The sequence below is a fragment of the Corynebacterium sp. TUM25015 genome (assembly GCF_056393505.1).
Window position 1 is genome coordinate 269,239 of sequence record NZ_CM150783.1, and the last position, 23,952, is coordinate 293,190.

Consider the following 23,952-nt stretch of genomic DNA (forward strand, 5'->3'; position numbering starts at 1 on the left):
AGACGGGCCGAAAAGTTCTCGGCTTTAAGTTAAGAGCCGGAGATCGAGGAGCCGGAAGCACCCGAGCCAGACGGAGCAGTGCCCTTCTTCACGACAATCGGAGTGCCATTGTCGAAGACCTTGTAGTTATTAACCACAGCACCAACCTTTAGTCCAGCACCGTTCTTGTAGGTGCCTTCCTTCTCTGGAACCTTCCACGTGAAGTCCAGCAGCAGCGGAGTAGCCGTATCAACAGTGGGCTTGTGCTTGATCAGCAGCCCTTCCTCCCAGGAAACATGAACCTCGGTCTTGTCCTTGTTCTGAGTCACTGCATACTCGCTCTGCCCCAGCTCGTGGACAGAGTCACCGCCGATCAGACTTCCCTTAATACGCTCAACCTTGAGCAGCTGGAACCCCTTAGGCATCCACTCAATAATCTCGTTAACGGTGGTCTTACCCTTGACGCCCTGAACCTCAACGCGAGTCTTTACAGTAGCCCCCGGAGCAACGGTAGTCGCACCGTGAACCTGCTTGTACAGATCAACATTAAAGGCCGGGCCGCCAAGGTTACCCAGCTTATCCTTGGCACCCTGCGGAACATCCAGATCCTTCTTGCCACCAAGGGAGCCAACCAGTCCACCTAGGGAACCAGCCGGAGCTGCAGATGCAACACTTACCCCGCCGAAAGCCAATGCAGATACTGCAGCGATGGCAGTTGCGCTACGAACAAACTTGGAAGTCATAGATATGTACCTTTTTCTATGGGAAATGCGAAATAGAAATGAAAACCCAACTTTTGCATAGCCATGCAAAATGGCTATGCGGTACAGCTTAACCTAGTTTGAGGCGCAAAATAAGAATTCCGGAAGTTTTTCTTACTCCCACTCAATAGTTCCCGGCGGCTTGCTGGTTACATCCAGCACAACGCGGTTTACTTCCTCCACCTCATTAGTGATACGCGTCGAGATTTTCTCCAGCACATCGAAAGGAATTCGCGTCCAGTCCGCAGTCATTGCATCTTCACTGGACACCGGACGCAGTACGATCGGGTGACCATAGGTGCGCCCGTCGCCCTGCACGCCCACGGAACGCACATCTGCCAACAGCACCACCGGGCACTGCCAGATCACGTCATCCAAGCCAGCGGCAGTCAGCTCCGCGCGGGCAATCGCGTCGGCAGCGCGCAAAGTCTCCAAACGCTCCTCGGTTACCTCACCGATGATGCGGATACCCAAGCCTGGCCCCGGGAATGGCTGGCGCGCTACGATTTCCTCCGGCAGACCCAACTCGCGACCCACTGCACGTACTTCGTCCTTGAACAGCAGGCGCAGTGGCTCTACCAGCTCAAACTCCACATCGTCCGGCAGGCCACCGACGTTGTGGTGGCTCTTAATGTTTGCGGTACCAGCGCCTCCACCGGATTCCACAACATCCGGGTACAGAGTGCCCTGTACCAGGAAGTCCACACTGGACCCCTCCGGGGCATCGGCCAGCACACCGGCAACGGCGCGCTCGAAGGAGCGGATAAACTCCGCGCCAATAGCCTTACGCTTTGCCTCTGGTTCGCTCACGCCGGCCAACTTGTTCAGGAATGCCTCGCGCTCATCCACCGTCACCAGCTTCGCGCCGGTGGCAGCCACAAAGTCCTTCTCCACCTGCTCGCGCTCACCGGCGCGCAGCAGGCCATGGTCTACGAATACGCATGTCAGGCGATCACCGATTGCGCGCTGCACAAGCGCAGCGGCCACCGCGGAATCCACGCCTCCCGACAGGGCACAAATCGCGCGTCCTTCGTCGCCGATCTGCTCGCGTACCTGCTCGATAAGCTGCTCGGCAATGTTGCCCGCGGTCCACGTCGGCTCCAGGCCTGCGGTCTCCAGCAGGAAGCGGCGCAGCACCTCCTGCCCCTTCGGAGAGTGCAGCACCTCTGGGTGGTACTGCACACCCGCCATGCGCTTTTCCGGACATTCGAAGGCAGCCACCGGCGCACCCTCGGTGCGGGCGGTCACGGCAAAGCCCTCCGGGGCCACAGATACGGAATCGCCGTGGCTCATCCACACCTGCTGGTTACTGCCCATGTCTGCGTGGAGTACGCCAGCTTCCGATTGAATCTGCAGCTCCGTACGTCCGTATTCACGCTGGCCGGTCTTTGCAACGGTGCCACCCATGGCCTGAGTCATCGCCTGGAATCCATAACAGATACCGAATACCGGCACGCCCAGTTCCAACAGTCCGGGTTGAAGCGAGGGGGCGTCATCCGCGTAAACAGAAGAAGGACCACCGGAAAGAATCAGAGCCGCAGGGTTCTTCGCGGCAACCTCTTCGGCAGACATGGTGTGCGGGATGACCTCGGAATACAGGTTAACCTCGCGCACACGGCGGGCAATGAGCTGTGCGTATTGCGCACCGAAATCCACGACAAGCACGGGCCGTGGAGCGGCGGCAGCTGGGTCTTGTTGAGTCACAGTTCCTAACCTTAACGCACGTTCACCCCGCGCAGCACACCGGTGGCGCTACCCCCGGTTATCCGCGAAACGCTGCTTGTACCAATCCATCGACGGCGGAGAGAAAATCAGCGCCAACGATACCGCTGCCACCACCCCGAAGATTGCCGCCAGCCAGAACACTCCCGACTGGATCACCGTAATCGTAATCAGCACCAAAGTGACGTGCGTGAGCACCAGCCCCGACACACCCCATGTGCGCCCCTGAATAATCATCGCCCCGAACAACACGAAGGCGAAGAAATACAGCCCCACCATCACACCAGTGGCGCCAACATTCATCTGCACGGTTTCGTCGCCCTGCTGTGGCTTATAGCCGACGTACAGGACGAGCGTCGCGATGATGCCTACCACGCCGATTACTATTGACGCCCACGACAGCACCGCCAGTTGCATCGGCAACCGGTCAGTTGTGCGCTGCCACCACTGGGAAATCTTCATGCGGATCAGTTATGTTCTTTCTTTTTCTTAGCGAACGACCAGGTCGACCTTTTGGAAGCTCTTGATATCCGTGTAGCCACACTTTGCCATCGAGCGACGCAGAGCACCGATAATATTTTCATCGCCAACTGGGTTGGAGGTCGGACCAAAAAGCAAGGTCTTCAATGGCTGTGGCTCACCCAGGCCAACTTCTTCCACCACACCGCGCGGCAACTGCGGGTGACCTGCAGTGGATGGCCAGTACCAGTTCGGGGCGCCTGCAGAAGCTGCGGTAGCCAAGGGCAGGCCCAGGGACACAGCATCAGCGCCGCAGGCGATAGCCTTTGCCACGTCGCCGGAACGGGTCAGCGAAGAGTCGGCGATGATGTGCACATAACGGCCACCCGTCTCATCCAGGTAGTCACGACGCGCAGCAGCCGCATCGGCGATGGCAGTAGCCATCGGCACATCGATACCCAGGGACTCGTTGTTGGTGGTGTGGCCGGAGCCAATGATCACACCAGCGGCGCCGGTGCGCATCAAGTGCATTGCGGTGGTGTAATCCACCACGCCGCCGGCGATAACTGGAATGTCCAGGCTGCCGATGAACTCCTTCAGATTCAGTGGCTCACCGTCGCGGTGCACGTGCTCGGCGGAGACCAAGGTTCCCTGCACCACCAGCAAGTCCATACCGGCCTTAATCAGCACCGGAGCTAGTTCGCGGGCGTTCTGTGGGGAAACACGGATGGCAAAACGCACGCCGGATTCTCGCACCTGGTTCAGGCGCTCCTGCAGCAGATCCACATTGAGCTCCAGGGAATGCAGGCGCTGTAGCTCCGCGTTGGCGCCGAAGATACCGGAGCCCGAGGTGGCGTCCACACCTTCCTCGTCGAACAGGGCAGCATCGGCTTTTCGGGCAGCTTCAACGACCCCGCGCAGGGCAGCGTCCAGATCTTCCACGCGACCCCACAGGCCTTCGGCGTTGATTACTGGCAGACCGCCCAGCTGGCCGAACTCGATAGCGAATTCAGGAGTAACGATCGAGTCGGTCGGGTGGGACATCAGTGGAATATCGAACGAATATGCATCGATCTTCCACGACGTGTCTACATCGTGCGAGCTGCGGGTACGCCGCGAGGGAACGATGTCGATCTGGTTCAGGCCATACACCCGGCGCGCGGTGCGCGAGCGTCCGATGTCCACATATTCCTGCATGAGGGTGTCACTCCTAAAAAGTGTGCTCTGACTAGCTAAGGCTGGGTTTTAGCGATTCGGGTTGTAGTTCGGAGCTTCCATGATGCCCTGCACATCGTGCGGGTGGGACTCACGCAGGCCTGCACCGGTAATGCGTACAAATCGTGCGTTCTGCAGCTCTGAGATCGTCGCCGCGCCCGTGTAGCCCATCGCTGCGCGCAGGCCACCGACCTGCTGGTGCAGGATGGAGCTGATGGAACCGCGGAAGGGGACGCGCCCCTCGATACCTTCCGGCACCAGCTTCTCCTCGGACTTCACATCTGCCTGGAAGTAACGATCCTTGGAGTAGGAGCGCTTCTCGCCGGTAAGGCCGCGCCCTTGCATCGCACCCATGGAGCCCATGCCGCGGTAGCGCTTGTACTGCTTGCCGTTGATGGTCACGATCTCACCGGGGGTCTCAGCGGAGCCGGCGAGCATGGAGCCCAGCATGACGGTGGATGCGCCGGCGGCCAGTGCCTTGGCGATGTCCCCGGAGAACTGCATGCCACCGTCGGCGATGATCGGCACGCCTGCCTTCTTGGCCGGCACGGAGGCCTCCATGATGGCCGTGATCTGCGGAGCACCAACACCGGCAACAACGCGGGTGGTGCAGATGGAGCCGGGGCCAATACCGACCTTGATAGCGTCAGCGCCTGCCTCGATCATGGCCTGCGCGGCCTCGCGAGTAGCCAAGTTGCCGCCGACGACGTCGACGCGGTCGCCGAACTCCTTCTTCACGCGGGAAACCATGTCCAGCACGCCACGGTTGTGTGCGTGGGCGGTGTCGACAATCAGCACGTCCACGCCAGCATCTACGAGGCTGCCAGCACGGGTCCATGCATCTTCGCCAGTACCAATGCCTGCAGCGGCCAGCAGGCGACCAGAGGAATCCTTGGCAGCCAGCGGGTACTGCTCGCGCTTTGCGAAGTCCTTCACCGTGATCAGGCCAGTCAGCTTACCTGCACCATCGACGATGGGCAGCTTTTCCACCTTATGCTCAGACAGCAGGCTGAGGGCAGCTTCGGCAGATACGCCTTCCTGGGCGACAACCAGCGGCATGGGGGTCATGGCTTCGGAGACCTTGCGGCTGAAATCAGTCTCGAAGCGCATATCGCGGTTCGTGAGGATTCCCACCAGCACGCCTTCATCGTCCACCACAGGCAGGCCGGAGATGCGGTAGCGAGCGCATAGCTCGTCCACCTGTTGGATGGTCATGTCCGGGGAAGCGGTGATTGGGTCGGTAACCATGCCGGCCTCAGAGCGCTTCACGATTTCTACCTGCTGTGCCTGGTCCTCGATGGAGAGGTTGCGGTGCAGCACGCCGATGCCACCGTGGCGAGCCATGGCTACTGCCATGCGAGCTTCCGTCACCGTATCCATTGCCGCGGAGGCCACGGGAATGTTCAAGTTGATGTTGCGGGTGAACTGGGTGGCGGTATCCACTCCGGAGGGGATCACTTCAGACGCTGCGGGCAGCAACAAGACATCGTCGAAGGTCAGTCCGACCAGAGCAACCTTGTTGGGGTCGTCGCCACCGGTGGAAACTGGGTAGGTGTTCGCGTTCATCTCAGGGTTTGTCACGGGTTGCCCGACCTTCCTTTAGAATTTTCTGCTACTCAAACTCACCGGGATTGCTCACCAGGGAGTTCTCGCCGTCTTCTCGCCGATGTACTACAGAATAACCCCTTGAGGCGCATTTTTGTTTCCCGGGGTTGGGTACTGACCCTGGCTCGAATCCAATCGTGTTTTTGCTTTCCACCACCGACCACAGGGTACGGTGTTGATGTGAGCTTTAACCACGATCAAATGCCGCCGGATCCTTTCGCTGATGATCCCAATGACCCAGCGTCTTTCCTGGATCCTGACGAGTTCGACGGAGCTGTGCCGCCGCTGTCTCCCGACGAGGTTCAGGCTCTGCGGGAAGATCTGAAAAACGTCCGTGATTTCCGCAAGCTGCTGGAGCCCCGTGGGATTCGTGGCGTGGCGATGTTGTGTGAGGACTGCGAGGATACGCACTTCTACGATTGGGACATCATCGAGTCGAATATCACGACGATGCTCAACAATGAGCTTGTCCCTGTGCACGAACCATCGGCACAGCCAAATCCAAATAATTACGTGACCTGGGATTATTGCCTGGGCTACGCGGACGCTATCGATTTCGCGTTCCACGGCCTGCGCCCGCCGTTTCTGTAGGGGTAAGTAAGTTAGCTGCCCTCAATCGGAGCTGGGGCATCTACGGGCGCGCTATAGCCATCCAATGTAGGTCGTGGCTCTGGGTGCGACACCGTGGGTTTGGCGGTCGGCGTCGGCTTCTCCGGGTGAGGCGTAGCCACTGGCTCACTGGGCTTCGTAGGCGCGATCGGGCCGACTGGCAGACCTGGCTCCGGCTGCATGGAGGATTCAGTTCCGCCCAGAATAATAGTGGTAGTCGGGATTTCCTCCACCGTGGTGAGCGGAGCTCGGGACTCGGTGACAGTAGACTTGTCCGCCTCGTCCTTTTCCTTTTTGTCTTTCTTATCCTTTTCGCGGTCTTTATCGTCGCGGTCGGTCTTATCTGCGATGTTCTCTTCCTTTAGGACGCCCTCTTGTCCGCCGGAGACATCTTCACCGACACCACTGGAGTTCAGCGCCTCGGCTGCCCCCCTCTCGGCCGATTCCTCGTGCTTTACATGTGCTCCTTGGGAATTGGAATACGCCGCATACCCTAGGCCGCCAACCGCCAAAGCGGCAGCCACACCACCGGCTACCAACATGCTGGTCAAGGACACGCCTCCCGCTGCTGCGGCTTTCGCACCTGTGCGCAGCAAACGAGAATTCTGGCCGGTCGTACCGTCAGCCAACTCGGGTTCTTCGTCCGGGAAGAGGAAGCTTACGTCCGGTGCGGGTGGAATATCCCGATGGAGCGCTTCGCGGGTCGCAACCAGCTCGGCAAACAATGGATCGTTGGAGTCGAAGCTTTCAGTTTCCGGGATCGACTCCCCCCGACCGATCGCATCGAGAATGCGATCCAAGTCCAGGATCGAGGAGAAACTCTCCTCGTCTCCCCAGAAGTCGTCATTCTGTGCCATGGCGTTAAACCCTTTTCTTTATTGAAATCACTTGAAGGTAACTACCTACTTTGGATGATCCCGTGTTTCTTCAGCTTCGCCACTGCCCTATGCTGCGCTACCCGGACGGCGGTGGGCTTCGATCCTACAATCTCCGCGGTCTCTTCCGCTGTGTAGCCGTGCACCACGCGGAGGAGAAGAATTTCTTTTGATTTCTCACTCAGAATATCGAGCTTTTTAACCAAGTCGTTACACGAATCCTGACTCAAATACACCTCTTCGGGGGAATCCTGGAAAGATTCTTCCTCCGGAAGCTCCTCCGCCGGATCGGACATGTCCCGCTGACGCGAGCGATAGGCGTCCGTAATCTTGTTCCGCGCCACTTGGTAGACAAAAGCCATAAACGGCGCGCCGGTGTCTTGATAACGTGGCAGCGCCTTAGCTACCGCGATGCACACGTCCTGAGCGACATCCTCCGGCGTCGGATAGCCATGAGAGCTCAGCTTACTACGGCAGAATACGACCACCCTGGGGTAAATGAGCTTAATAAGGTCATTAGCCGCCCGGCGGTCCCGTGCAATGGCCGCCGGCAGGAGATCTTGAATCTCCTTATCAGCATTCCAAGCTGCCGCCATCGCCTCTTCTCCGTCAAGCTTTCGAATGTCAATACCAATGTGGGTTGAAACTATCACACCGCGCCGACAGTCCCGGATCGGTTAGGGAGGGACTGTTCGAATACTCCTCACACGCGTGCAATCAATTAAACCCGACCCATGTTCCCACATTTCCTGAGTTTCCCGATCTTTACCTCCCACTGTCTCCCCATCTCCTCCCCTCCTCTTCCTTTCCTCTCTCTTCTAGCTCAGCCACACCGGAGCTGCGCACCCGCAGGAGGAAACAGCAGTACGGGATTTTTCTTAGCCCCCTTTGGGGGAATCTGGGCGTGGCGACGAAACAAGTTAATCAATTGTTCAACTAATCGCATTTCCGCAGGTTAGTAGCTACAGACTTTCGGAGAATGTATAGCAAAACAGCTTTCCGACACCCGCAGGGCACCATCCCTTTACCTAAAATTTACTTAAGGATTGGAACCTCTCTGACGTCACTACAAGTGAGCATCTGACTTTTTCACGAGGAGTTTCCACCTAATGCCACAGCCCAGCCAGCTTCCGGGACCAGCATCGTCGACTTGGGAATGGCAGCTTCACGGCGCATGCCGTGGAGCCGATTCTTCTGTCTTCTTCCACCCGGACGGCGAGCGTGGCCGTGCTCGCGCCATGCGTGAACACCGTGCCAAGGCCATCTGCCGCGAGTGCCCTGTCATTGAGCAGTGCCGTAACCACGCCCTCAGCGTGGGCGAGCCCTATGGCATTTGGGGTGGCCTCAGTGAATCTGAGCGCGACGCAATCTTGCGCCCCACTTCCCGCAACCGTGGCCGCCGCGTAGCCTCCTAAGGCCACTACGCCACATCTTTTAAGCTTCACAACTGGATACACTGCGCTGCGCACGCTGCTCTTTCACAAACTGCACAATCATCCACGCTGTGCACAACGCAAAAAGAGGATGCTTCCCAACACCCTGGGAAGCATCCTCTTTTTGTTTATCTGCCTTGCTAACTTTAGGCAGGTTCGCAGTGGTTAGTGCACGTGGCCTGCGTGTGCGCCTGCATTAGCAGCAGGCTCTGCAGGCTTATCCACCACAGCAGTTTCGGTGGTCAGCACCATGCGGGCAACGGACGTTGCGTTCACCACCGCAGAGTGGGTGACCTTAACCGGATCAATAATTCCCTGTTCCAGCAGGTTGCCGTACTCCAGGGTAGCGGCGTTAAAGCCAGAGCCATTCGGCTGCTCGGCGGTACGGGCAACTACTACAGCACCGTCGAGACCGGCATTGTCCGCGATCCAGAACGCTGGACGGCGCAGGGCGCGAGCCAAGGAGCGCAGGCCGATACTTTCGTCGCCTTCAGCCTGGCGAGACATCTCTTCGATCTCGGTAGCGATCTGCACCAGCACGGAGCCACCGCCAGCAATTACGCCTTCCTGGCTCGCAGCACGGGCTGCGTTGATCGCATCCTCGATGCGCAGCTTGCGCTCGTTAACCTCGGTTTCAGTTGCGCCACCGGCACGGATGACAGCAACGCCACCCGAGAGCTTTGCCAGGCGCTCCTCGAACTTCTCCTTATCCCAGGAGGAGTCGGTGCGCTCAATGTCACCACGGATCTGGTTGCGACGCTCTTCGACAGCCTCTGCAGAACCAGCACCATCGACCAGTACGGTCTCTTCCTTGGTGATGTTCACGCGACGCGCGGTGCCCAGCTGCTCCAAGGTGGTCTCGGAGAGCTTGTGTCCCAGCTCGCTATCGATAACGGTAGCGCCGGTGACGATTGCCAGATCGTCCATGAATGCCGCACGACGATCGCCGAAGTACGGAGACTTCACGGCGGCGACCTTCAGCGACTTGCGGATGGCATTCAGCACGAGCATCTGCAGCGGCTCGCCTTCGATATCCTCCGCCACGATCAACAGCGGCTTACCGGAATTAGCAACCTTCTCCAGCACCGGCAGGAAGTCCGGAAGGGAGGAGATCTCCTCGCGCACCAGCAGGATCAGTGGGTTCTCCAGCTCTGCGTGGCCGGTCTCCTGATCCGTGACGAAGTACGGGGAAAGGTAGCCCTTGTCGAAGGAGACACCCTCGGTAACGATGGACTCGTCTTCGATGGACTGCGACTCCTCAACCGTCACAACGCCGTCCTTGCCCACCTTGTCAAAGGCATCGGCAACCATGGCACCGATCTTCTCGTCGCGAGAAGAAACGGTGGCGACGTTGGCAATTGCGGCATTGTCTGCAACCGGCTGCGCCAGCTCGCGTAGGAGGTCCAATACACGCTCGGTCCCCTTCACGATGCCGCGGTTCACAGCGATCGGGTTAGCACCTGCCGCCACGGTACGCAGCCCCTCGTTAATGAGGGCCTGAGCCAACAAGGTGGCGGTGGTAGTGCCGTCTCCGGCGATGTCATTGGTTTTGATGGCGACGGACTTCACCAGCTGGGCACCCAGGTTCTCGAAGGGGTCCTCCAGGTCAATGTCGCGCGCAATGGTCACGCCATCGTTGGTTACGGTCGGGCCACCGAAGGCCTTATCCAGCACGACATTTCGACCGCGCGGGCCTAGGGTCACCTTCACCGCGTCCGCCAGGGCGTCCACGCCCTTCTGTAGGCCTTCACGGGCCTCTTGATCAAATGCGATGAGTTTAGACATGCAGCTACCCGCTTACTTTTCGATGACTGCGAGGATGTCGCGCTGGCTCAGCAGCAGGTACTCCTCGCCGTTGTACTTCAGCTCGGTGCCGCCGTACTTGGAGAAGACGACCGTGTCGCCTTCCTTTACATCCATCGGGATGCGATCGTCGTCATCTGCCCAGCGGCCGGGGCCAACTGCGATGACGGTTGCCTCCTGCGGCTTCTCCTTTGCGGAGTCAGGGATGACCAGGCCGGATGCGGTGGTCGTCTCAGCTTCAACGATCTGAACGAGGACGCGGTCCTCAAGGGGCTTGATGTTGACGTTAGCCACGATTGAATACCTCCGTGTATTCGAGCTGTAGGTTTCACTCTTGTGAACTGTTATGCCGGTTGGTTTTCCAGATACAGCCGTCGTCGCGGGTGAACAACTGTGAGTCAAACAACCTATCTGGCACTCTACCCTCGCAAGTGCTAACGCTCAACAAACCCCGGTGCTAAACACCCTTGGTCAGGTTAATGACCGCGTTGTGCCACAGCTCGTAATCCTTGGCATTATCCGTCTTGTAGTTCTCAACCGCGCGGATGCCGTTGTGGATAGACTCGATATCTTCGTCCGTCAGGTCTTCGCCTTCGTCACCGACGAAGAGTACCGGGCCGATGATCGCGCGAGCTGGATCAGAAATGAAGCTGGAATCACCAGTCTCCTGCTCCTTACGCCCCATGGAGGCCAGTGGGTTCGGCTCCGGGTTCTCAACCTTGCGCGCATCAGAGGAGTAAATAGCAGCGACCGTCAGACCGCTCTCCACGAACACCACGTGCAGGCGATCGTGCTCGCTACCGCCCAAGACATCGGCGGCTTCTGAAAGATCAATGTCGAGTTCCCGCGCCTGAAGATCGGGCGTGACCAGCATGCTGCGTGCCATTGTGAGCTCCTAACTCGTGAGTTTATTGATGCCGCTGAACCTGTCTACACGGCACCGGATGAAGTCTCCCAAGAAACCAAAGGAAGAAGAATCTGTGAATATTTACACAGTCAAGACACATTTTGCCAGCAAACTAGGGATTCCGCAGGATAGGCTCTTCCACGTCAAGTGCGGGATCTGTAGGCGTCGACAAACCACTCGGCTCCTCCCCTGCAGCAACCAGACGCGCGGCCAGTGCGGCGATCATCACACCATTATCGGTGCAGAGCTTTGCCTGCGGGATCTTTAGGGTGACGCCCACTTCTCCGCAGCGTGTGGCAGCAGCTTCCCTTAGACGCTTGTTTGCGGAAACACCTCCGCCGAGCAACATCACACGAGCGTCCTTATCCTCGCAGGCACGAAGAGCTTTGGTGACGAGGACGTCCACCACAGCCTCCTGGAAGGAAGCGCACACATCTTCGATCGGAACGCTTGCACCCTCCCTATCAGCCTTTTCGACATAACGGGCAACGGCGGTCTTGAGGCCCGAAAAAGAAAAATCATAACGCGAGTCCTGCTGGCGCATCATACCTCGCGGGAAGGCTATAGCTTGCGGGTTCCCCTCAGCCGCTAGACGGTCGATAACAGGGCCTCCGGGATAGCCCAACCCCAACAAACGAGCGACCTTGTCATAGGCCTCACCTGCCGCGTCATCGAGCGTGCTGCCAAGCTCCTCCATCGGGGCACCCACGCCGGTGACGTGGAGAATCTGTGTGTGCCCACCGCTGACCAGCAAAGCGATCGCATTGTTGAGATCCTCACCTGGGGCAGTAGTATCCGTAGTGTCCGTCGCCCCTCCTTCACTGAGCGTCCCCACAGCCACGTGTCCACCCAAGTGGTTGACTCCATAGAAAGGAACCTCCCACGCCAGCGCGTAGGCCTTCGCCGCGGCGGCGCCGACCAGCAAGGCACCAGCAAGGCCAGGGCCTACGGTCGCAGCCACCACGTCCGGAGTGTGGAAGTCTGGGACGTTCGCGCGCGCCTCCGCCAGTGCGGCGCGCATCGTCGGTTGCATGGCCTCCAGGTGAGCACGGGAGGCAATCTCCGGAACCACCCCACCGAAACGGGCGTGCTGTTCCATCGAGGAAGCCACTTTGTCCGCGATGATCTCCAGCTGTTCGGCGCCGTCGGCAGCTGAGGTGCTGGCGATAATCCCCACGCCAGTTTCGTCGCAGGAGCTTTCGACACCCAGGATATAGCGAGGTCGATCTGGATTTTCGGTCTCTGGAGCCGGGGTGGCGTCAGAAATAAAACCAGGGCGCACCATGGTGAAGGCGTCGGCCCCAGAAGGCTGATAATAGTCTTTGCGCGTGCCTTCGATGGCGAAGCCGTAGCGTTCGTAGAGGCCAACGGCGGGCTGATTGTCGGTGCGAACCTCCAGGAAAATCGGGGCTCCCAGGCGGTCGGCAATAGTGACGAGCGGATCCATGAGTAGTTTGGACAATCCCTTGCCCTGCCACTCGGGAAGGATACCGATGGTGTGGATCTCCCCTTCCGGATCGTGCGCCGGGCCACCAACTGCGAGGATGGCGTATCCGACAAGTTCACCGGCGACCTCCAGGCCAAGACAGTGCGTATGCGGCGCGGCAATCTCACTAACGAACGCATCGGCTGACCAGGGGGAATCTTCAGTAAAAAGTCGCTGCTCTATGGTTGCACATGCCGGCGCGTCAGTGACCTTGAGCTGGCGTACCCGGGCGCCATGAGGGGAAGCATCCACAGCGGGCTCTGCATTAGTCACCGTGGCAACCCCCGCAATGCTTTCAGGCTCGCTTACCTCCGAATACGGATCTCCAACTCGGGAGAAATCCAGTGCCTTCGAAATCGCCTTCGCCGTGGGCTCCTTCGCATCCGGACGGCGCAGGTACAGTGCCCGCAACGCTGGAGCATCTGTGAGCAGCCCAGGGACTGAACCACGAGATTCCAACGCAGCAAGCACGAGGCCACGCGGCGTGGGGTGAGCGTCCAGGCTCTCCACCTGGCAACCTTCCTGGCAGGCGCATAGCTCCTGAACCTGATCAGCCACCGCCGAGGCACTCAGGACTCGTAGAGGCCAGCGATCCAGTCGTCGCTGTATGTCCAGCACCACATCGGGAGCGTGGACAGAAGCCGGAACCTGCACCTCCGAGCACAACTGCCCTGCTACGCCCTGAACAAAACTGATCCGGGAGTGGTAAAACTCCCGGCGACGTGCATCGGAAACAACAAGGTAATCGCCGAAGGCCTTCGCACCCACCTGGGAGACTACGTGTTCCCACACGGTGCCAGCTGCGCTGGGAACTCCGTGCACGGGAATTGAGAGGGCGTCGCCAAAAGCAGCAGCTGTAGCCATGCCAACCCGTAGCCCCGTAAACGGACCTGGACCGGTACCGACTACAACGGTGTGCAGGTCACGCGGGGAAAGCGAGGCTTCGTCCAGGCAAGCCTGAATATTGGGGGCGAGTAGTTCCATGTGGCCGCGAACGTTATCCACCAGACGCTCCGCCAGCACACGGACTTGGCCGTTGGCGGAAATGCGGACAACACCACAAGTGACGTAATTGGTGGAGGTATCGACGGCCAGCACGTTAATCATGGTGACCAAGTTTAGGCTTCTTGTGTAGTCAGCTCGAATTAATGCACTAATACGACTTAGTGCAACAAAAATGGCGACACGTAGCAGGAGGCTAACAGATCGGAAGTTTCAACCGCAGATCCTCTGCGTTGTCCCCAGAAACAATAAACCCGTAGGCGGCCAGATCACCTTGTGGAAACACCCCATAGGCAGAATCATCCGAACCCATCGGCATAGTTAACGCACTGCATCGACTTGATCTCATTGTTTGAGCACCTTCGACTGGGATCACGGCATTCCTCGCCTCCACCGATTCGAAGTGAGCAACAACCACGCTAAATTGACCCGAGTTACAGGCAATACGGGCAAGCTCTCCACTACTCGGTTCTCGATGTTCGCACGACGTAGATTGCCATCCTTCTCCTCCGGAATTCTGGCTCACGATGTGTGGGAAAGTGTCAGCTAAAACTGCATCTTCCCCTTCCCATTGGGACGCGGTCAGATAAGAAATGATTGCTGCAGCTATCGCGACCACCACCATTCCCGCCGTGGCAAGCACTAGTAGTTTCTTCGGAACTCCTTTGCGCTTCGCTCCTTGCTTCACATGCGCTGACTGCTGCTCCATTCCTGCGGAGCGCAAAGCAGAAATAAAGGCCGAGGCGGTTGCAAAACGCTTCTTCGGGTTACCATCCAAAACTCTCGCGAAGACCTCATTGAGCTTCTTAACGTGTAAAGCATCCGCGGGGTTTATCAAATGCCCTTTAAGCTCTGGTACTGGTCGATTCACAGCCCACTGTGCATACGTCACGGAGCCACGAACGTAAATGCCTGTTAACAGCTCAAAAGCAACCAGGCCCAGGGAATACTGTTCACTCAACGCATCCGGTTGCGGAGGTTCCGACACGTCTTTCGTAACCAACAATTCGGGTGCAATGTATCCATCTGTACCGATACGCATCCCTACCCGAGTCATACGAGTGGATTCTCGATCAATTGCAATACCGAAATCCGTTAGCAAAGCCGGAATACCGTTCATCCCTGAAGAGGGCAACAAAATATTAGCCGGTTTGATATCTCGATGAACCACAGGATTCGGTAGCGCCGCGAGATAGTCAAGCGCACTGGCTATTGGAGCCAGAATCTGCACAACTTCCTGAACAGTAAGAAGCTGGCGCGATGCTCGACGTCGGTGTAAGAAGTCATGAAGATTCTCACCATCGATGTACTTCATTGTGAAGTACGGAAAACCATGTGTGGTCACTCCCCCGTCGTATACAGGAACGATCGCAGGATGATCAAGCGCCGCCATGGTGCGCATCTCCGCGTAGAACCTCTGGACATATTCAGAGTTAGAAACACGATCCTGGGAAACAACCTTGATTGCCACTGTCCGATCTAGATTTCGCTTGTAAGCACGAAATACGGTGCCCATACCACCTTGTCCAAGCTGTTGGACGTTCGAGTACCCCAAGGCACTTAAATCATTTAAAAAGTCTTCAGGGACAGAGGATTTTGAAAAATTCATGGTGAACATGGTGAATACGAGCAAGTAGAATTAAGAGTACAAATGCGGATTTTCCGCCGCGAACTTCGCAAGTACGATGCGCCACGGGATGTTCACTCCATCTTGAAACTGTGGAACACCCAACCTTTTCAACGTCTCCGCCATGTACTGAATCTTCTGTGAAGTTTTCTTTTCTCCCCAGCCTAGCTGGCATGCAAGGTCTTTCACAGAAGGAACCACAATGCGCGGATCTGCACTAGGGTCACGGTGAAGCGGCGCTGCTAGCGCAGCTAACACCTGCTGCTGCTCGATATTTGGATCAAATGTCCCCATTGTGAATGGGGCCAAGGGAGTATTCATTTGCGGAACGGAATCGACTGGTCGGGCAACCGTTACTTCAATCTCATACCGCAGGTTTCTAGTCGCGAACAGAATGAAATTAGTACCTGTAGGGAGGGGCCACTGCGTTCCCGGAGTGAGACGAACCGGTGAATACGTGTTGGTTTCATAGGACGGCTGAATAGTGGCCGAGATGAAACTGCCTACATTGCGCACCATCCACATTCCATGGTCACACCAGAAATGCAGAAAAGCGCGATGCATAGCAGGGTCGTCTGCTCCAATGGGGAATTCAGATGCCCGGCCAAGAGTCACACTAACTGCTTGAGATAAAACCTTGCGGTTTCCGATCAAATCATCGACGATGAGGTGTGAACCATCAGTGGCAGCTAACATTTCGACTTAGGCAACAACTAAAGGCTGACTGATGTTAAATGGCTTGTAGCCCGGGATTGCAACCTCGATTTCCAGGGTGAATTTCCCCTCCTTTTCAAGGTTATAAGCAACATTCGCCTCAGCGTAATCCGATAGCTTAATATCCTTATTCTCAAACTTGATCTCATCGTAATTTACGTTTTGATAGCCCGGCAACCATTCGGGACGAACATTCTGTCCCTTTAAGACGTCAGCACCGCTTTCGTCCAGCAGCTTGAAGTCCAGAGCCGCCCATTCTCTTTCTTCAAAAGGGACCTTTGAGAGATCAGCCGCAGCAATCTTAAGCTCTAGTTTTGAACCCTTCTTATACTGCATGATCCCGTTCCTCTCAGCTCGTGGCACGGTTACCTGCAGCTCCGAAAAACCATGATCGGGCATTTCAGGATATGAGGTGACGATGTCCTCCGGAGAACCGGGGCCGGCTTCGTCCTTGGTTAAGCGAAATTTTCCATTGCTCAGCTCAAGCGAATTTGCAGGATCAACCAAAGTTGGCTCGGCTTCCTTCTCATTTTTGGCGGAAGCGGAAGGAGTCTCTGACTCAGACCCCGTGGACTCCGGGGAAGAAGATTCTGCGGTCGAAGATTGCACCTCAAACGATTGCTCCGCCTGCGGAGCTTCATCCTCTGAACATGCCGCGATTGAAAGCGTGGTAATTGCCGCAGCCCCCAGAGCCAGCAACTTCTTTGAAGTAGTCATGTGCATTCTCCTCGAAACGTGTTTATCGCAGACATTCTCCCTTGGGAATCATACCGCGGAGCAGACTGCTGGAACCCAACCGGATTCAAGCAGCGAACCTGAGCCAAAGCCTTCTCTGTATGCAGCTTCCCCAGGCTTTTGGGTTTGCAGCGCCCACGAATCCAGCTGTTGTTTGGTTGGTTTGTTGAGAACCATGTGGTAACTCACGGCCTCATGATTACTCATTTTTAAGCGCATTTGTTGATCTGTCGGGAGCGCTCCCCAGACATTGATAATAAATAGCTCACGTTCAAGGCGGCACCGCTAAAAACAAGAAGTCCCTGAGAGGCTCTCGCAGTAAACCTCTCAGGGACGGTGTACGCCTGGCGGGTTGATCAGGCCCTTCAGTGCCAGCGTCTTGTGAAACACCCCTCACGGTGATTCGTCAACCATTCTTACACACCAACCCCCACCTGAGCAAACCTACCCGAGAGATTCCCCAGTTTTTCCTAAGGAATTGCCAGGTTTCCGCCACCCGCAGGCTACTTCCAGCGCCATGTCACGGTACGGGTGTCGGCAGCGTCGCCTTCATCGCCAACCACATTACCTCGTTCGATCTGCACATCCAGCACAGTTTCGCTCAGCGGTTCAACCACTCCGCGCCCCCACTCCGCAACCACAACCACATCATCGATGTCTGCGTCGATGTCCAAACTCTCAAGTGCATCGAGCACCTCGTTGCGGTCAATATGGCGTCCAGGCTCGATTCCCTGGTCCACGTCTGCCCCCAGCAGGCGATAAGCATCCATGTGCAGCAGTCCCACACCGCGTTGTCCAGCGCGGTGGGTTCGTACGATGGTGAAAGTCGGCGATTGCACGCGCCCTTTCACCCCGAGCCCGGAAGCCAGTCCCTGAGTCAGCGTCGTCTTCCCTGCTCCCAGCGGACCGGACAGCACGACGACTGTTCCTGCCTGCAGCACCTCGCCAAGTTGTTTTCCCAATTGGCGCATGTCCTCCGCAGTGGCCACGTCGCGCGATCCGTCGGCGGAAAAGTCTGGCTCCCCACCGTTAAAGACACGCGCAATCCGAGGCCCGCGTGGCATCGTCAGCACTTCATAACTAATCGTTCCCGCCAACTCCGCAAAGTCGTCAACACTTGTGCCACCCGGGCCGAAAATCACCGCCCAGTCTCCCGGCTGCACGTCGGTGGGTTCTTCTGCCGAGCCGAGTTCCACCACGATCTGATCCATGCATACCCGCCCGATCTGCGGATATGCACGCCCGTTGATTGTCACCTGCATCGTCCCCGACACGCTGCGAGGCAGCCCATCGGCGTAGCCCAGCGCCACCACTGCGGTGCGGGTATCTCGCTGAGCCTGCCACGTGTGGTTATAGCTCACGCCCTCGCCTTTCGGCACCACACGGGTCGTGATAACTCGGGCGCGCAGCGTCATCGCTTCTCTGAGCTCTACGCCCGCCCCTGCCGGGTCGATGCCATATAGCCCGACGCCCGGTCGGACCAGTTGGTGGCGCACCTCCGGACGGTTGAGCGTAGCCGGTGTGTTGGCAATGTGATTGCGGGGCACCTGCAAGCCACGGGCGCGGCAGAACTCGATAGCCTCCGCAAAGCGGGTAGCCTGTAGGTCGTTAGCTGGTGACTGTGGCTCGTCAGCGCTAGCCATATGGCTCATCACACCGGTGACTTTCACATGTTCAGTATGCGCGGCCAGCAGCTGCACCGTCGCTTCCCATTCGGCGGGACTCACCCCGGAACGGGACAGACCTGTATCCACCATGAGGGATGCGCGCACCGGCACGTCCGCGCGGACGGCCTGCTCTACCAGGGTGCGTGCATGTGCCAACGAGGGAATACCTATGGTGATCTCCGCGGCGAAAACGTCCCTTAGGTCATCGGTGGGCATCCACATCCACGCGGTGATGGGGACGTGACGATAGCGCTCCCCTTTTGCCCGCAGCAGCTCCCGCAGTTGCAAGGCCTCCCCGAGTGTTGCCACTCCCAACTGTTCGACTCCGGCATCCAGCATTGCCGGCGCTACTTTGTCCACCCCGTGGTTATACGCATCGGCTTTCACCACCGCCATCACACCAGCGGGAGACGCTGCTTCCCGGAACACCCGCACATTGTGCGCAATGGCATCCAGGTCAACGACTAATTCCGCAAGGTGACGATCCGACATGTCCATAACTTTAGCCACCCCTCCTGGGATCCCGGGAAAGGGGGCACGGCAGGGGGCGTCACAAAGAATGAGCTTCGAGTTACTCGACGGTGACGGACTTGGCTAGGTTTCGCGGCTTATCGATGTCCTGGTTGCCGCACTCGCGAGCGATATCTGCGGCCAGGAACTGCAGCGGAACCGTGGACAACAGTGGCTGCATCAGTGACGTAGTACCCGGAATCTCCAGCAGCCAGTTGGCGTACGGGCGCACAGCCTCGTCGCCTTCCTCCGCGATCACAATGGTCTTGGCACCGCGCGCGCGGATTTCCTGGATATTGGACACGATCTTGGAGTGCAGCACTGGACGGCCATTCGGGCTGGGCACGACCACGACGACGGGTAGATCATCCTCGATCAATGCGATGGGACCGTGCTTGAGCTCACCAGCGGCAAATCCCTCGGCGTGAATGTAGGCCAGTTCCTTAAGCTTCAACGCGCCCTCAAGCGCAACCGGGAAGCCCACGTGGCGCCCCAGGAACAGCATGGTTTTCACCGGGCCGAGTTCCTTGGAGAGTTCCAGGATCTGCTCGCGCAGATGCAGAGTCTTCTCGATCTTTTCCGGGATTGCCTCCAGCGCATAGTAGATCTCCGCGATCTCATCGGCATACTTCGTGCCACGGGCCTGAGCCAGGGCCAAGCCAACTAGGTAGTTGGCGGCAACCTGCGCCAGGAAAGCCTTTGTGGAGGCCACGCCAATTTCGGGACCGGCGTGGGTGTACAACACAGCATCCGACTCGCGCGGGATCTGGGAGCCGTTGGTGTTACAGACTGCGAGGACACGAGCGCCCTGCATCTTTGCGTGGCGCACAGCTTCGAGAGTGTCTGCGGTCTCACCAGACTGGGAAACAGCGACGACGAGAGTGCGTTGATCCAGCACTGGGTCGCGGTAGCGGAACTCGCTGGCCACCTCAATTTCCACGGGCAAACGCACCCAGTGCTCGATGGCGTACTTGGCTAGCAGACCTGAGTGGTAGGCCGAGCCACAGGCGACGACGAACACCTTTTCCACACCGCGCAGATCTTCGTCGGAAAGGCGCTGCTCGTCTAGGACAATTCGACGACCATCGAAGTGACCGGCCAGGGTGTCACGGACGGCTGCGGGCTGCTCGTGAATTTCCTTCATCATGAAGGAATCGAAGCCATCCTTCTGGGCGGCATCCAGATCCCAGTCAATGGTGAAAGGCTTGCCCTCCACGGGGTTACCGGCAAAGTCATAAATGTCGTAGGAATCTGCGGTGATAACCACCGCATTGTCCTGGCCTAGCTCCACAGCGTTCTTGGTGCGGTCGATGAAAGCCGCCACGTCGGAGCCGAGGAACATTTCCCCTTCGCCCACTCCGACGATCAGCGGAGTGGAACGGCGGCCGGCGACGATGGTTCCGGGGTGATCATCGTGAACGAACAGTACGGTAAATGCACCATCGAGGCGGGAAAGAACCTTCAGTGCGGACGCCTGGAAGTCTCCTGCCGTCTCCCCCTCGTTGTATGCCAATGCCAACAGGTGTGCTGCGACCTCTGAGTCTGTCTCGGACTGCAGCTCGATTCCTGCAGCTTCAATCTCGGCGCGCAGGGTGGAGAAGTTCTCAATGATGCCGTTGTGCACGATGGCGACCTTGCCATCGTAGGAGCGGTGCGGGTGTGCGTTGACGTCATTCGGGCGACCGTGGGTGGCCCAGCGGGTGTGGCCAATGCAGGAAGAACCGTGGAAGGAATCACGGCCGACCTCATCGATGCGGTCGATGAGGTTTTGCAGTTTTCCTTCCTTCTTTTCCAGATGCAGGGACCCCTGCTCGACAACTGCGATACCAGCGGAGTCGTATCCGCGGTATTCCATTCGCTCCAGCGCATCCAACCCGATTTGGAGCGCTTCGGAGTTACCTACGTAGCCAACGATTGCACACATGCCTCTGACGATACACAATGGGCGATCGATTTCGGTAAGCTGTGGGGCTGTGGCAGATAAGATGAAGAACCTGATTACTCGCTTGGGCAAGCGCGGCCCGCACCGCGTGATGGTCGGCGACCTGAACTTCGCTGGAATCCCCGGGCGTGTGTACACCCCGGCAGAAGGTAACGGCATCCCCGGCATCGCATTCGGTCACGATTGGCGTGTTGATGTGGATTCCTACCATGCAACGCTTCGACACTTGGCCAGCTGGGGCTTCGCGGTGGCGGCACCGGACACGGAAAAGGGCTTTACTCCTAATCACCGGGGTTTCGCTGCGGATCTGGAGACCGCCCTGCAGATCTTGGCCGGAGTGCGTCTGGGCAACGGCAACGTGACGGTACAGCCGAATGACTTGTACCTCGCCGGCCACGGCATGGGTGCCTCCGCCGCAGTGCTGGCCGCAACGGGTCGTCGCCACCGCAGCGAGCTCGAAGGCTACGACACCCAACCCACCATCGCCGGCGTGATGGCCGTTTACCCGGCTGATAGCTCCCCGGATGCTTCCGAGGCTGCAAAGTATGTGAAGGCTCCCGGCCTGGTGCTGGAGGCCGGCCGTTTGGGCGAGACTCCTAAGGGCAATGCAAAGCGCATGGCCGCGCATTGGGGTGGCGACGTTGTCTATCGCGAACTGTTGGGTGCTTCCGCTAGCAGCTTCCACGAGAAGTACGGTCGCAATTTTGCACTTGGCGCAGGCCTTCCGCAGTTTAGCCAGCAGGAATTGGCACGTGGCCTGATGGCCGGTTTCGTACTGGCCGAGCACGAGGGCAAGTACAAGTCTTTCCGCGATGGCCACGCCGAGCTGAAAAAGACTCGCACATCCACCCAGCATGAGCTGTACAAGAACCTGCCGGAAAACGTAAACCTGGACGAGCGTCTGGCGGAAATCTTCTAGTCGAAGATTCTCCCCTTTATCCCGCGGGCTCCGTGGATCCGGACGCTTCCGCTTGATCCGTTCCTGGGTTCCCTAAGCGCAGCAGTCTTATTTTCTTTGCCATCGCGCTGCGCTTTCTTCGCTTCTTCAAGCTGCCGCGTGCATTCTTTGAGCGTTTCCTCAAACTCCCGTACGGATTCCTCGACCTCGGCCATGTAGTCGTCAACGATGCGCTGGTAGCGCGCTGCTAGTTGTTCTCTGTGGGTCACCACTCACCGCTCCTTTCGAGGTTGACGCCCGCCGCCACAGTTCCGGCGCCCGCAAGCTCCACGGAGGCCTCTGTGACCTCAATGGACGCAGTACCTGCTGCTGATACCCAGACGTCGGGGGTCCACTGACTAGAAGGTGTGATCGGCTTATTCTTGGTTTCGCTATGGTCACCCCGGTCGGATGGTGGAGACGGCACCTTGTGTTCGGATCCCTTGTGCTCTGAGACGGGCGGTTCGCAACGGTGCGGTTCCGGCTTGGGGTCTGGTTCCGGCGCTGGCTTGGGTTCTGGTTTCGGCGCTGGCTCTGGCTTGGGGTCCGGTTCCGGTTCCGGTGCTGGCTTGGGGTCCGGTTCCGCTTCCGGTGCTGGTTCTGGCTTGGGCGCGGACTCCGGCTTCTGCGCAGTTTCCGTCTCCGTTGAGGCCGTACATTTGTGCTTTTCCACTTCGCATTCTTCGTGCTGCGATGAATGCTCCGCTGGCGGCATCGGCTCTGGTTCTGATTCCAGTTCCGGTTCCGGAACAGAGATAGTCGGCGGACAGCTTTCCGCAGGAGGCGCAAATGCTTCCGTCGCACATTGCACAATCTCCGCCCAGAGCTTCGCTACTCCCTGCACATTGATCTGCAAACTACCCGCAAGTGGAGGCGCCAACGGCATCGATGGAGCTGCTGGAGCTAACGGTGCCGGCGCCGGTGGCGGAGGCGGTGGCAACAGCGTTTGGTTAGCCTCCGGCAGGGCTATCTGAGCCGGGGCTACTCCTGGTGCAGGCGCCGAATCTGTCACCACCGGCGTTGCTGCCTGAGGAGGTGGAGTCAACGGAGTACACTGCGCAGGCTGCACAGGAGGCTCACACTTTGGTGGCTCCTTTACCTCCTCGGGACACTTCACTTTTGGAGGTGTCGGATCATGGCACACCGGGCTCTGCGAATTACCCGGCTCTGCTGCGGGTTTCGCATCTGCGATCAGCATGTCAATCGTCCGGTCGAGGGAATTGTTTCGACTGTGCAGAATGTTCTCCGCAACCTCCGCTGCCACCTTTGCCAGCAGATCCAGCAAGGGTTTTCCAACGAATCCCACGACACCCGACGCAATTGCAAAGAACTCGAGTTTCTCCGCAATTCCTTCGATCGTGCTTACTGAGGACTCCGATGTAGTCCCCATTACTTCAGCAGTGTCCCGCACAGCAACGCAGCGGTTCTGCACACAGCGCTCGTGGTTGAGTTGCTCTTTGCCGGCCTTACGCGTGGCCTCTCCCGGCTTTCCTTCAGCCACACCATCGAAGCTCTCTTTATCGTCAGTCTGCCCTGCGAGTAAAGGCGCTTTGTCTTTGCCATTACTCGCTGGTCCAAGCGAGGCACTAATCGCTTCGGGGTTCATGCCGTTGGTAAATGACGCCGCAGTTTTCGCGCCTTCCACCTGGCCCCCAAAGCTGGCCAAAACACCGAGGGCAGCATGCAAACGCACATCCAAAGAGCCTGTCATGTCCACCCCTCCCCTGCGTTTAGGCTGGCGGAACTCTCCATATCTGCATCCCCCACTCGACCGACAAGTCCCACCAAGTCATTCCCTGCAGTTGCCAGACGCTTCGCGTGATTAAGTCGGACTGTGTGCCCCTGATCCACCAGTGATAGGAACTGCTTGGCCTTATCCTGCAGGCCAGCTCCAAAGATTGAGGCTGGCACGGAAGGACGAACCCCTCCCAAATGATCGGCCCAGCACTGTTGTACTTCCCGCA

General features: G+C 58.1%; 22 protein-coding genes. 3 read left to right on the top strand and 19 right to left on the bottom strand.

Annotated features, from left to right (window positions below; genetic code table 11):
• Positions 1-29 precede the first annotated feature (29 nt).
• The 5 genes from AC06DS_RS01250 to guaB form a co-directional block, all read right to left on the bottom strand.
• Complete coding sequence (locus tag AC06DS_RS01250) at positions 30-722, bottom strand: hypothetical protein (protein WP_477100784.1); 693 nt, start codon at positions 720-722, stop codon at positions 30-32.
• Positions 723-854: 132 nt separating this feature from the next.
• Positions 855-2,444, bottom strand: a complete 1,590-nt coding sequence (guaA, locus tag AC06DS_RS01255; RefSeq protein ID WP_477100785.1) for a glutamine-hydrolyzing GMP synthase — start codon at positions 2,442-2,444, stop codon at positions 855-857.
• Between the two features lie 48 nt (positions 2,445-2,492).
• Positions 2,493-2,924, bottom strand: coding sequence for a hypothetical protein (locus AC06DS_RS01260; RefSeq protein WP_477100786.1), 432 nt, complete (start codon positions 2,922-2,924; stop codon positions 2,493-2,495).
• Between the two features lie 27 nt (positions 2,925-2,951).
• Entirely contained in the window at positions 2,952-4,118 is a 1,167-nt protein-coding gene (locus AC06DS_RS01265; protein ID WP_477100787.1) for a GuaB3 family IMP dehydrogenase-related protein, read from the bottom strand.
• A 48-nt stretch (positions 4,119-4,166) separates the two neighbouring features.
• Positions 4,167-5,702, bottom strand: a complete 1,536-nt coding sequence (guaB, locus tag AC06DS_RS01270) for an IMP dehydrogenase (RefSeq protein ID WP_293790813.1) — start codon at positions 5,700-5,702, stop codon at positions 4,167-4,169.
• Between the two features lie 240 nt (positions 5,703-5,942).
• On the opposite strand from guaB, the gene AC06DS_RS01275 reads away from it, so the two are divergent.
• Entirely contained in the window at positions 5,943-6,332 is a 390-nt protein-coding gene (locus AC06DS_RS01275; protein WP_293790812.1) for a DUF5319 domain-containing protein, read from the top strand.
• 11 nt (positions 6,333-6,343) lie between these two features.
• On the opposite strand, the gene AC06DS_RS01280 is transcribed toward AC06DS_RS01275, so the two are convergent.
• On the bottom strand, positions 6,344-7,207 hold the full coding sequence (locus AC06DS_RS01280) for a hypothetical protein (RefSeq protein ID WP_473963633.1): 864 nt from the start codon (positions 7,205-7,207) through the stop codon (positions 6,344-6,346).
• A 41-nt stretch (positions 7,208-7,248) separates the two neighbouring features.
• The gene (locus tag AC06DS_RS01285; RefSeq protein ID WP_477100788.1) at positions 7,249-7,821 is read right to left on the bottom strand and encodes a sigma-70 family RNA polymerase sigma factor; all 573 of its coding nucleotides are present in this window, start codon (positions 7,819-7,821) and stop codon (positions 7,249-7,251) included.
• 513 nt (positions 7,822-8,334) lie between these two features.
• Here AC06DS_RS01285 and AC06DS_RS01290 point away from each other — a divergent pair.
• Positions 8,335-8,640, top strand: a complete 306-nt coding sequence (locus AC06DS_RS01290; RefSeq protein ID WP_293790703.1) for a WhiB family transcriptional regulator — start codon at positions 8,335-8,337, stop codon at positions 8,638-8,640.
• Between the two features lie 183 nt (positions 8,641-8,823).
• On the opposite strand, the gene groL is transcribed toward AC06DS_RS01290, so the two are convergent.
• The 9 genes from groL to glmS form a co-directional block, all read right to left on the bottom strand.
• Positions 8,824-10,443, bottom strand: a complete 1,620-nt coding sequence (gene groL / locus AC06DS_RS01295) for a chaperonin GroEL (RefSeq protein WP_477100789.1) — start codon at positions 10,441-10,443, stop codon at positions 8,824-8,826.
• Positions 10,444-10,455: 12 nt separating this feature from the next.
• Positions 10,456-10,755 (bottom strand): co-chaperone GroES, encoded by a 300-nt coding sequence (gene groES, locus AC06DS_RS01300; protein ID WP_013889160.1) that lies wholly within the window; start codon positions 10,753-10,755, stop codon positions 10,456-10,458.
• A 163-nt stretch (positions 10,756-10,918) separates the two neighbouring features.
• Positions 10,919-11,347: a hypothetical protein gene (locus AC06DS_RS01305; RefSeq protein WP_293790701.1), complete on the bottom strand. Its 429-nt coding sequence runs from the start codon at positions 11,345-11,347 to the stop codon at positions 10,919-10,921.
• A 133-nt stretch (positions 11,348-11,480) separates the two neighbouring features.
• Positions 11,481-13,961, bottom strand: coding sequence for a tRNA (adenosine(37)-N6)-threonylcarbamoyltransferase complex transferase subunit TsaD (tsaD, locus tag AC06DS_RS01310; protein WP_477100790.1), 2,481 nt, complete (start codon positions 13,959-13,961; stop codon positions 11,481-11,483).
• A gap of 91 nt (positions 13,962-14,052) precedes the next feature.
• Entirely contained in the window at positions 14,053-15,465 is a 1,413-nt protein-coding gene (locus AC06DS_RS01315) for a serine/threonine-protein kinase (protein ID WP_477100791.1), read from the bottom strand.
• 30 nt (positions 15,466-15,495) lie between these two features.
• Entirely contained in the window at positions 15,496-16,179 is a 684-nt protein-coding gene (locus tag AC06DS_RS01320; protein WP_477100792.1) for a hypothetical protein, read from the bottom strand.
• A gap of 6 nt (positions 16,180-16,185) precedes the next feature.
• On the bottom strand, positions 16,186-16,914 hold the full coding sequence (locus tag AC06DS_RS01325; protein WP_477100793.1) for a hypothetical protein: 729 nt from the start codon (positions 16,912-16,914) through the stop codon (positions 16,186-16,188).
• Positions 16,915-17,435: 521 nt separating this feature from the next.
• On the bottom strand, positions 17,436-19,091 hold the full coding sequence (gene alr / locus AC06DS_RS01330) for an alanine racemase (protein ID WP_477100794.1): 1,656 nt from the start codon (positions 19,089-19,091) through the stop codon (positions 17,436-17,438).
• A gap of 79 nt (positions 19,092-19,170) precedes the next feature.
• Positions 19,171-21,033: a glutamine--fructose-6-phosphate transaminase (isomerizing) gene (gene glmS / locus AC06DS_RS01335; protein WP_476727961.1), complete on the bottom strand. Its 1,863-nt coding sequence runs from the start codon at positions 21,031-21,033 to the stop codon at positions 19,171-19,173.
• Between the two features lie 61 nt (positions 21,034-21,094).
• On the opposite strand from glmS, the gene AC06DS_RS01340 reads away from it, so the two are divergent.
• Positions 21,095-21,970 carry a dienelactone hydrolase family protein gene (locus AC06DS_RS01340; protein WP_477101212.1) on the top strand — a complete coding sequence of 292 codons (876 nt, stop codon included), beginning with the start codon at positions 21,095-21,097 and terminating at the stop codon, positions 21,968-21,970.
• On the opposite strand, the gene AC06DS_RS01345 is transcribed toward AC06DS_RS01340, so the two are convergent.
• Genes AC06DS_RS01345 through AC06DS_RS01355 form a run of 3 tightly spaced genes read right to left on the bottom strand, consistent with a single transcriptional unit; the run spans position 21,967 to position 23,899 of the window.
• Positions 21,967-22,218 (bottom strand): hypothetical protein, encoded by a 252-nt coding sequence (locus AC06DS_RS01345; RefSeq protein WP_477100795.1) that lies wholly within the window; start codon positions 22,216-22,218, stop codon positions 21,967-21,969. The two genes, AC06DS_RS01340 and AC06DS_RS01345, sit on opposite strands and share 4 nt — an antisense overlap.
• Positions 22,215-23,699, bottom strand: coding sequence for a hypothetical protein (locus tag AC06DS_RS01350; RefSeq protein ID WP_477100796.1), 1,485 nt, complete (start codon positions 23,697-23,699; stop codon positions 22,215-22,217). The genes AC06DS_RS01345 and AC06DS_RS01350 overlap by 4 nt, the downstream gene beginning before the upstream one ends.
• Entirely contained in the window at positions 23,696-23,899 is a 204-nt protein-coding gene (locus tag AC06DS_RS01355; protein ID WP_477100797.1) for a hypothetical protein, read from the bottom strand. Before AC06DS_RS01355 ends, AC06DS_RS01350 begins: the two co-directional genes overlap by 4 nt.
• Between the last annotated feature and the right edge of the window lie 53 nt (positions 23,900-23,952).

Excerpts from the sequence above, each read along its gene's own strand:
- AC06DS_RS01265 (WP_477100787.1), bottom strand. The coding sequence starts at position 4,118 with ATGCAGGAATATGTGGACATCGGACGCTCGCGCACCGCGCGCCGGGTG.
- AC06DS_RS01285 (WP_477100788.1), bottom strand. The coding sequence starts at position 7,821 with ATGGCGGCAGCTTGGAATGCTGATAAGGAGATTCAAGATCTCCTGCCG.
- AC06DS_RS01340 (WP_477101212.1), top strand. The coding sequence starts at position 21,095 with ATGAAGAACCTGATTACTCGCTTGGGCAAGCGCGGCCCGCACCGCGTG.
- AC06DS_RS01350 (WP_477100796.1), bottom strand. The coding sequence starts at position 23,699 with ATGACAGGCTCTTTGGATGTGCGTTTGCATGCTGCCCTCGGTGTTTTG.
- alr (WP_477100794.1), bottom strand. The coding sequence starts at position 19,091 with ATGTCGGATCGTCACCTTGCGGAATTAGTCGTTGACCTGGATGCCATT.
- AC06DS_RS01260 (WP_477100786.1), bottom strand. The coding sequence starts at position 2,924 with ATGAAGATTTCCCAGTGGTGGCAGCGCACAACTGACCGGTTGCCGATG.
- AC06DS_RS01290 (WP_293790703.1), top strand. The coding sequence starts at position 8,335 with ATGCCACAGCCCAGCCAGCTTCCGGGACCAGCATCGTCGACTTGGGAA.
- tsaD (WP_477100790.1), bottom strand. The coding sequence starts at position 13,961 with ATGATTAACGTGCTGGCCGTCGATACCTCCACCAATTACGTCACTTGT.
- guaB (WP_293790813.1), bottom strand. The coding sequence starts at position 5,702 with ATGAACGCGAACACCTACCCAGTTTCCACCGGTGGCGACGACCCCAAC.
- AC06DS_RS01320 (WP_477100792.1), bottom strand. The coding sequence starts at position 16,179 with ATGTTAGCTGCCACTGATGGTTCACACCTCATCGTCGATGATTTGATC.
- AC06DS_RS01315 (WP_477100791.1), bottom strand. The coding sequence starts at position 15,465 with ATGAATTTTTCAAAATCCTCTGTCCCTGAAGACTTTTTAAATGATTTA.
- AC06DS_RS01280 (WP_473963633.1), bottom strand. The coding sequence starts at position 7,207 with ATGGCACAGAATGACGACTTCTGGGGAGACGAGGAGAGTTTCTCCTCG.
- AC06DS_RS01305 (WP_293790701.1), bottom strand. The coding sequence starts at position 11,347 with ATGGCACGCAGCATGCTGGTCACGCCCGATCTTCAGGCGCGGGAACTC.
- AC06DS_RS01275 (WP_293790812.1), top strand. The coding sequence starts at position 5,943 with ATGCCGCCGGATCCTTTCGCTGATGATCCCAATGACCCAGCGTCTTTC.
- AC06DS_RS01325 (WP_477100793.1), bottom strand. The coding sequence starts at position 16,914 with ATGACTACTTCAAAGAAGTTGCTGGCTCTGGGGGCTGCGGCAATTACC.
- glmS (WP_476727961.1), bottom strand. The coding sequence starts at position 21,033 with ATGTGTGCAATCGTTGGCTACGTAGGTAACTCCGAAGCGCTCCAAATC.
- groL (WP_477100789.1), bottom strand. The coding sequence starts at position 10,443 with ATGTCTAAACTCATCGCATTTGATCAAGAGGCCCGTGAAGGCCTACAG.
- AC06DS_RS01250 (WP_477100784.1), bottom strand. The coding sequence starts at position 722 with ATGACTTCCAAGTTTGTTCGTAGCGCAACTGCCATCGCTGCAGTATCT.